Consider the following 6,602-nt stretch of genomic DNA (forward strand, 5'->3'; position numbering starts at 1 on the left):
TGAAAGGCTGTTTCGCGAGACCCGTGGCGGCGGGCTGCGTTGCAAGGCTGCGGCGGCCGGTCCTCCCTCCCCCGTTTCTCCGGCCTGGCCAAACGGAAAAGGCACGCCCTTGGCGTGCCTTGCTGGAACCGGTCTCAGGCCGCTGATCGCCCCTGAACCGTCAGGATGCCCAGTGCCGTCAGGCCCTAGAGCAGGTCATGCGCGGCCAGCGCCCGGTGGATTTCCCGCCGCACCAGCTTGCGCACGTTGCGGGTGATCCGTTCGCCCAAGGGGCCCTGCAGCTCTTCGCGGACAATGCTGGCGACCAGGTCGCGCAGGCCCTCCTCGTCGAGGTAGCTGTCGCCTGACTCCGCCAGCGTTTCCAAAGCTGCGCCGGCAAACGCCGCCTCCACCACCGTTTCCGCCGCGCTGTCTGCGGCTGCGGGTTGCGCAGTTTCCTCAGCGCTGCCGTCCGCTTCGCCGGAGGCATCGCTGGCTGCCTGCGCGGTACTGCGGGCGGGCGCCGGTTCGTCACGCCATTCGATGGTATCGACCAGGGTCGCGGCAAAGGGCGCCTCGGTCTTGCTGTCGGGCTCCCATTGCGGCTGCGCCTGGTCGCGCGCGCCGGAGCTGCGGGCCTCCAGCTCAGCGATCTTGCGCACCACCGAGGCGGCGCGGGCGCCGGCCGTGCCGCCGGCCAGGTCGTCCGGCGGGGTTTCTGCTGCGGTGTCCCCGGTGCCCTGATCCTGCGGCGGCGTGCCGGATGCCGCAGAAAACAGCGTGGCATCGGGATCGGCCCAAGGCGCCGTGTCCGGATCGGTATCCGGCGCGCCGGCGCAGACCGGAGCGGGCTGCGGCTGACTGGTCTCAGCGCCGCCGGGCTGCGCGGCTTGCGCTTCGGTGTCTGCTGTGGTGTCCGCTGCGTCCTGCTGCGCACCGAGGAGCAAAGCGGGCCCGGACGCTGCACGGGCCTGGCGGTGCCGGAAGGGCACGGCGGGTTGCGCTGCGGTTTCGTCTGCCTCGTGCTCCACATCCGCCGCGTGCTCTGCATGCTTCGCGGGGTCTGCATGTTCCGCGTGCTCAGCTGCAGCGGCCTCTGCCTCCAGCGGGGCGGCTGCGGTCTGCGGCTGCGCATCTGCGGACAGCGGTGCTGTGCCGGCCTCCGCCTGCCCAGGGTCTGCTTCCGGAAGCGGCGCGCCGGCGCCGGTTTCCGGGCCTTCAGCCGCTTCGGGGCTGCGGGCTTGCGGATCCTTCACCCGCAGCGCAGGCGTCAGCACCAGCTTTGCCGCCGGTTCCGGCGCCGCGGGCTGGCCGCGGCTGTCTTCGCTCACCAGGCGGCGGATCGAGGACAATACATCTTCAATCTCAGCATGGGTAACTGGGTCGGACATTTTATAAACCACTCTTGCCTCTTGCCGGAAAGTGTAGCCGCCTTCCTGCCACCGCACAACAGATAGGATAAATTATCAGTTACGCCCCAAGGCCTTGAGCACGCGATCCAGATCCTTGCCGCGCTTGCTGCGGTGGGCGGGGGCGTCCTTAACCAGATTGTAATAGAGCGTCGGGTCGTAAATCTCCACCGCCAGGCCCAGGTGCTCAGCGGTCAGCAGGCCCTGCGCCTGCAGCAGCTGGTAGGCCGCGATCGCCTGGTTGGCGCGGGCGTTCACCTGTTCGGTCTGGGCATCCAGGTATTCCTGCTCTGCCTGCAGCACGTCGAGCGTGGTGCGGGCGCCCAGCGTGGCCTCCTCGCGGATGCCGTCAAAGGCGACTTTGGAGGCGCGCACCCGCTCGCCCGAAGAGACCAGGCTGGCGCGCGCGGTTTCGACGTTGAAGTAGGCTTCGCTCACCGCCTGCCGGACGGCGCGCTGGGTGTTGATCAGCACGCCGCGCTCTGCGTCGGCGTTGGCAATGGCCCGGCGCCGGACTGCGGCATTGCGGCCCCCGGCGTAAAGATCCTGGGTCATGGTGATGCCGATGCTGGAGGAGTTGGAAGCCCCCAGCCCGTCCTGCACGTCCTCGCTCACCCCGGCGTTCGCCCGCAGGTTCACGGACGGCCCCAGGCCCGCGGTTGCGGAGGCGACCTGGTATTCACGGGCCTTGACGACGTGCTGCTGAGACAGAAGATCCGGCTGGTTCCTGAGCGCGACAACCTGCGCGCCGTCGAGCGACACCCGCTGGCGGGGCAAGGCCGGCTGGCCGGCAATGCCGCCCGGCGCCTGGCCCACAACCTGCTGGTAGGTCGCCTTGGCGGTCAGCAGGGTGCCCTCGGCATCCGTCAGGTTGGCACGCGCCGCGGCCACGCGGCTTTCGGCCAGCGCCACATCCGTGCGGGTGACTTCACCCACTTCGAACCGGTCCTGGGCGGCCTTCAGCTCTTCCTGCAGCAGCCGCAGGTTGTTGCGGCGCAGGGCCACGTTTTCCTGCGCCTGGAGGACGCCGACATAGGCCTGAACCGCTTGGAACAGCACCGTCTGCTCCACACTCAGCAGGGCCTGCCGGGTGGCCAGCACGATTTCCTGAGCCGCGAGCCGGTCCAGGCGGCTGGCGCCGCCATCGAACAGCAGCTGGGTCAGTTCCAGCTGAGTGGACAGGGTATTCCGGGTCTGGTTGATGTTGACTTCGTTATAGGAGTTGGCGGCGCTAACCGTCCACTGGACCAGCGGGCGCAGCCGCGACAGGGCAATTGCCACATCTTCGTCCGCGGCCCGCAGCAGCGCCCGGTTCTGTTCCAGCAGGCCGCTGGTCTTATACGCGCCGATCATCGCGTCGGACAGGTTGTCCGCCGCCGCCTGGATCGGCATCAGCGCCGTGGCGGCCACGCCGCCGGCAAACACAAAAGCCTTAAACACACTCGCCGGGAATTTCATTCTCATCGCCTGCCTTTTGTTCTGCCGCGCCGCCAGCCGCGGTGAGTTGTCCCTGCCAGGCGCCAGCGTTACCGCCGCCCGGCCTCTCCCCATTGCCTGCGGCCCCGCCCCGTCAGCCGCCGCGCCCGGCCGTTTTGGTCAGAGCGCAAATTCCTGCGCAGCAGCAAAGCCCGGCAGCACCGGCGCAGCGGCGTTGAAGTCGAACCGCCAGGAGATCCCGGTGCCGCTCTTGTAGCCGATCTTCACCTCGCCCAGCGCACCCTTCATCATCAGCGCCGCGATCCGGCCGCCGTCCTTGAGCTGGGCCAGCAGCGGCGCGGGCAATTCCTCGGCCCCGCCCTGCACCAGGATCACGTCATAAGGCCCGTGTTCAGCCGCGCCTTCCGCCAGCGGGCCGGTGTGGACAATCGCATTGTCGGCGCCGGTTTCGGACAGCAGCGCCTGGGCGTCTTCGGCCAGATCCTCGTCTTCCTCGACGCCGATCACCATCTGCGCAACCCGCGCCGCAACCGCGGTGGAATAGCCCAGCCCGCAAGCCACATCGAGCACCAGCTCGTCGCTCTGGATATCCAGTGCATCCAGCATCTTGGCCAGGGTGCGCGGCTCCAGCAGAACGCGGCCGCCGCCGAGGCTGACATTCTTGTCGGCATAGGCCGCTTCGCGCTGCGCCGCCGGCACGAACTGCTCGCGCGGGACTGCCAGCATGGCTTCGATGATCGGGTATTTGGTGACGTCCGACGGGCGGATCTGGGTGTCCACCATCATGCGGCGGCGTTCGGCGAAATCAGGCATGTGCTAAACTCATGTGTTCAGTCTGTTACAGCAGGTTGTGGCACATCCCGGCAGGCACGGCAACGGGGCCTTTGGCGCGAAAGCCGCGACTGGTGCAGCGCTGCAGCGGCGCGGCGCCGCCCGCCCTGCCGCAAACAGCAGCAGCCAGCGGGCCGGGCGGCCGCTGGCTGTGATTATTTCGGGATTTGCTGCGGCCGCGGGCGGCCCGCACCCTGCCCCGGCTAGAGGGCGCAGCTTTTGCAGAACGGCGAGGCCGGGCGCTGGTCCAGCCAGTCGTCGGCAATGTCGTCGCCGCAGATCTGGCAGAAGCCGTAGGACCCCTCGCGCAGGCGGGCCAGCGCCGCATCAATGCGGCGCAGCTCGTCCAAGCTGGCCTTGGCCGGCACTTCGATCGCAGAGGCCGCGGGCGCCGCTGCCCGCGTGCGGCGGGGCGCGGCATAGGCCCCCTCCAGTCCAAGCCCGGCCTGTGACAGCATCCCTGCCAGTTCCGTCCGGCGCACCTCAAGCGTCTGTTTTCTGGTGGAAAAGTCCATAATACACACCCTCCAGCTGAAATTTCGCGCAACGTGCCGTGAGGTCAAAGCTACGACCTTGATCCAGATCAATATACCCGCGATTTTCGTGGATTGCACTACCTTATAAGTTGCAAATTTTTGGTAAACCCCTTCAGCGCCGCTAGCCGTGCCTCAGCCGGCCCCTTCTGCGGCGCAGGTCTTGCACAGCGGCGCGGCGGGCAGCAGGTCCAGGCGCGCGTCGGAAATCATCTCGCCGCAGGAGGCGCAGATGCCGTAGGTGCCCGCCTTGATCCGGCCCAGCGCCGCATCAATCCGGCGCAGCTCGTCCAGTTCCGCATTGCCGAGGCTTTCCAGCACCTCGTCGCCCTGCCGTTCAGAGGCCCGGTCCTCCCAGTCCTTGGGCATCGGCGCGTCCAGCGTGTGCTCAACCTCGCTCAGATGCCCGGTCAGTTCAGCCCGGCGCGCCTCCAGCGCCTGTTTGCGGGTGGAAAGATCCATGATGTCTGCCTCCTGTTTTGACCAGCGCAGAGTAGCCCGCTGCCGGGCCCCCGGCCTTGACTTGGCTCAAGCCCCTTGCCTGCCGCGCAAATCCGCTGGCCTGCAAATCCGCTGGCCTGGGGTGGGGCGGCTTGCTAGACAGTTGCGGACGGGTTTGAGCAGAGATGAGGAGCCTTCGACGATGATCCGGATTTTCACACTTGCGCTGATGCTGCTGGGCCTGGCGGCCTGCGAGACGACCAAAGGCGCGGGGCGCGATATTTCCAAGGCCGGCCAGGCAATCAGCGGCGCCGCGCAGGACGTGCAGGACGCGCTGTAAGCGGACCGGTTTTTCAGGCGTGGAACGCCCGGCCAGCCGCCGGGCGTTTTGCTGTTGCGGATCAGTCGATCCCCAGCATCGCCTTGGCTTCGGCCAGGGTCTCGACCGAGGCGTCATGGTCGCCGCTGTCATGCAGGCTTTGCCCCTCGTCGCGCAGTTCCTGAACGGTTGCCAGATCGGCCTCCGACAGCTCGGTGCCTGCGGCCAGCGCCGCGTCGATGGCGGCAATATCGGCGGGGCATTGCCCGGCCAGAAGCGGCGACGCCAAGAGGGTGATCGCGGCGGCCAAAGTCAGGTGTTTCATGGTGTTATCCTCCCCAGATGAACGGGGTTGAGGATAACATGGAACGGGTGGGTTTTCAGCGGGTTGGTGCGGAGAGGCCGCGGATGGGCGGAGAGTGGCGCACAAGTGTTCAGAGAGAAGCGGCGGTTGGCCGACAGCGTAGTGCAAGCCTGCCCGTCTAATGGAGTTTGCCAGACATCAGATCAGCACGCGGAGGGCAGTGCCCGGCCCGGCGGGGTGGAAGCGAAGCGCCCGCCCCGTGGGGGGGGGCGGGACGGGCGCTGACCGGCCTGCGGTCGAGCGAAACAATTCATAACTGGACAGAAGGTACGTCCGACAGAGAACTCAGGTCATTCCAAAACGTCATCATCATCATCTCGCTTGTCCTCCAACTGCCGCGCGGCATTTGTAACGTCCGGGATTTGTCCAACTTCCAGATCATCAAACTCACGCGCGGCAGCAAATACTTTCAGCCTCTTTTGTCGACCGTCAGGAGCATCAATCGAGGTAAAGGCACAAACTGCTTCCATCTTTTCATCAAATTTACCCTTCTGCCGAAGAGCGTACGCATGGGCGGCATCTGCTATTACTTGAAGAGATTCCCGGCTAGCCTCAGCGAGCAAGTCAAATGTAAACGCCTGCTCTTGCTCCAAGTCAAACAATCGACCAGTTCTATTGCGGCCATCAAAACTCGTGACCAGAAAGCGTTGCGACCGTGTCTCATCGTTGAAGATGCTTTCGTGCATGTATTCTTTGCTTTCCGAATCAAGCACTACCTGATTGCCATCACCACTAATGAAAATGTTAACGTTTGAGGAACCGTGATTTACTACGGAGTGCGCCCGCCTCACGGATGGTTCAGTGGCTTGGATGAGCGCGCCTAAATCTCCCGCACTAATCCGCCCGTCACTTTCAGCTTCCTCAATCTCCGACGCCCCCTCCAGACCCGTAGCACGTTTAAAAACAGTCTCAATTAATTTCCAAGAAGCATTCGCTAACCCGCTCCCATAGGCCTCCATCAAGTACGGGGCTAATTGAGAGAACTCAAAAACAAACTCGTAAGACCCTGGACGAGTCGTTTTCAAATTCAATGAAAGGTTTAGATCTTTGAAATTCCTACGACGGATTTCACCATTTTGAGCGAAGTTTAGGATCATCATTAGAGCTTGAGAAACAGCATGTGCACTATCTAAAGCCGTAAAGGCCGGCACTTCATGCTGATCACTTTGACCACCAGTCAAAGACACAATTAGTTCAATAGGTTCTTCTACAGTCATTCCACACCTTGCAGAGAGGTTTTCTTTATAAGCGAGAGCCTACCACTCAACAAAACAACCTCAATGCGATAA

8 protein-coding genes are annotated in these 6,602 nt (G+C 64.5%); 1 reads left to right on the top strand and 7 read right to left on the bottom strand.

What is annotated here, in order from left to right:
• Positions 1–185: 185 nt before the first annotated feature.
• The 5 genes from ACTRWG_RS22395 to ACTRWG_RS22415 all read right to left on the bottom strand — a co-directional run bounded on the left by ACTRWG_RS22395 (position 186) and on the right by ACTRWG_RS22415 (position 4,651).
• A complete protein-coding gene (locus ACTRWG_RS22395) occupies positions 186–1,370 on the bottom strand; it encodes a hypothetical protein (RefSeq protein ID WP_051357754.1) in 1,185 nt (394 codons plus the stop codon).
• Between the two features lie 75 nt (positions 1,371–1,445).
• Positions 1,446–2,852: a TolC family outer membrane protein gene (locus ACTRWG_RS22400; protein ID WP_462829966.1), complete on the bottom strand. Its 1,407-nt coding sequence runs from the start codon at positions 2,850–2,852 to the stop codon at positions 1,446–1,448.
• 132 nt (positions 2,853–2,984) lie between these two features.
• Positions 2,985–3,638 (bottom strand): protein-L-isoaspartate O-methyltransferase family protein, encoded by a 654-nt coding sequence (locus ACTRWG_RS22405; RefSeq protein ID WP_462829967.1) that lies wholly within the window; start codon positions 3,636–3,638, stop codon positions 2,985–2,987.
• Positions 3,639–3,859: 221 nt separating this feature from the next.
• The gene (locus ACTRWG_RS22410; protein WP_259958772.1) at positions 3,860–4,171 is read right to left on the bottom strand and encodes a TraR/DksA family transcriptional regulator; all 312 of its coding nucleotides are present in this window, start codon (positions 4,169–4,171) and stop codon (positions 3,860–3,862) included.
• A 153-nt stretch (positions 4,172–4,324) separates the two neighbouring features.
• Positions 4,325–4,651, bottom strand: a complete 327-nt coding sequence (locus ACTRWG_RS22415; RefSeq protein ID WP_027234772.1) for a TraR/DksA family transcriptional regulator — start codon at positions 4,649–4,651, stop codon at positions 4,325–4,327.
• A gap of 181 nt (positions 4,652–4,832) precedes the next feature.
• On the opposite strand from ACTRWG_RS22415, the gene ACTRWG_RS22420 reads away from it, so the two are divergent.
• Positions 4,833–4,970: an entericidin A/B family lipoprotein gene (locus ACTRWG_RS22420; RefSeq protein WP_259958771.1), complete on the top strand. Its 138-nt coding sequence runs from the start codon at positions 4,833–4,835 to the stop codon at positions 4,968–4,970.
• Positions 4,971–5,031: 61 nt separating this feature from the next.
• On the opposite strand, the gene ACTRWG_RS22425 is transcribed toward ACTRWG_RS22420, so the two are convergent.
• Together ACTRWG_RS22425 and ACTRWG_RS22430 are read right to left on the bottom strand one after the other, a co-directional pair.
• A complete protein-coding gene (locus tag ACTRWG_RS22425) occupies positions 5,032–5,274 on the bottom strand; it encodes a hypothetical protein (RefSeq protein WP_462829968.1) in 243 nt (80 codons plus the stop codon).
• A gap of 329 nt (positions 5,275–5,603) precedes the next feature.
• Positions 5,604–6,530, bottom strand: a complete 927-nt coding sequence (locus ACTRWG_RS22430) for a DUF7946 domain-containing protein (protein ID WP_154667754.1) — start codon at positions 6,528–6,530, stop codon at positions 5,604–5,606.
• Positions 6,531–6,602: the final 72 nt, after the last annotated feature.

The organism is Leisingera sp. G5_S3_59_S7, assembly GCF_054968485.1.

Bases quoted from the DNA above. Each gene is read 5' to 3' on its own strand.
- ACTRWG_RS22395 (WP_051357754.1), bottom strand. From the start codon at position 1,370: ATGTCCGACCCAGTTACCCATGCTGAGATTGAAGATGTATTGTCCTCG.
- ACTRWG_RS22400 (WP_462829966.1), bottom strand. From the start codon at position 2,852: ATGAGAATGAAATTCCCGGCGAGTGTGTTTAAGGCTTTTGTGTTTGCC.
- ACTRWG_RS22405 (WP_462829967.1), bottom strand. From the start codon at position 3,638: ATGCCTGATTTCGCCGAACGCCGCCGCATGATGGTGGACACCCAGATC.
- ACTRWG_RS22410 (WP_259958772.1), bottom strand. From the start codon at position 4,171: ATGGACTTTTCCACCAGAAAACAGACGCTTGAGGTGCGCCGGACGGAA.
- ACTRWG_RS22415 (WP_027234772.1), bottom strand. From the start codon at position 4,651: ATGGATCTTTCCACCCGCAAACAGGCGCTGGAGGCGCGCCGGGCTGAA.
- ACTRWG_RS22420 (WP_259958771.1), top strand. From the start codon at position 4,833: ATGATCCGGATTTTCACACTTGCGCTGATGCTGCTGGGCCTGGCGGCC.
- ACTRWG_RS22425 (WP_462829968.1), bottom strand. From the start codon at position 5,274: ATGAAACACCTGACTTTGGCCGCCGCGATCACCCTCTTGGCGTCGCCG.
- ACTRWG_RS22430 (WP_154667754.1), bottom strand. From the start codon at position 6,530: ATGACTGTAGAAGAACCTATTGAACTAATTGTGTCTTTGACTGGTGGT.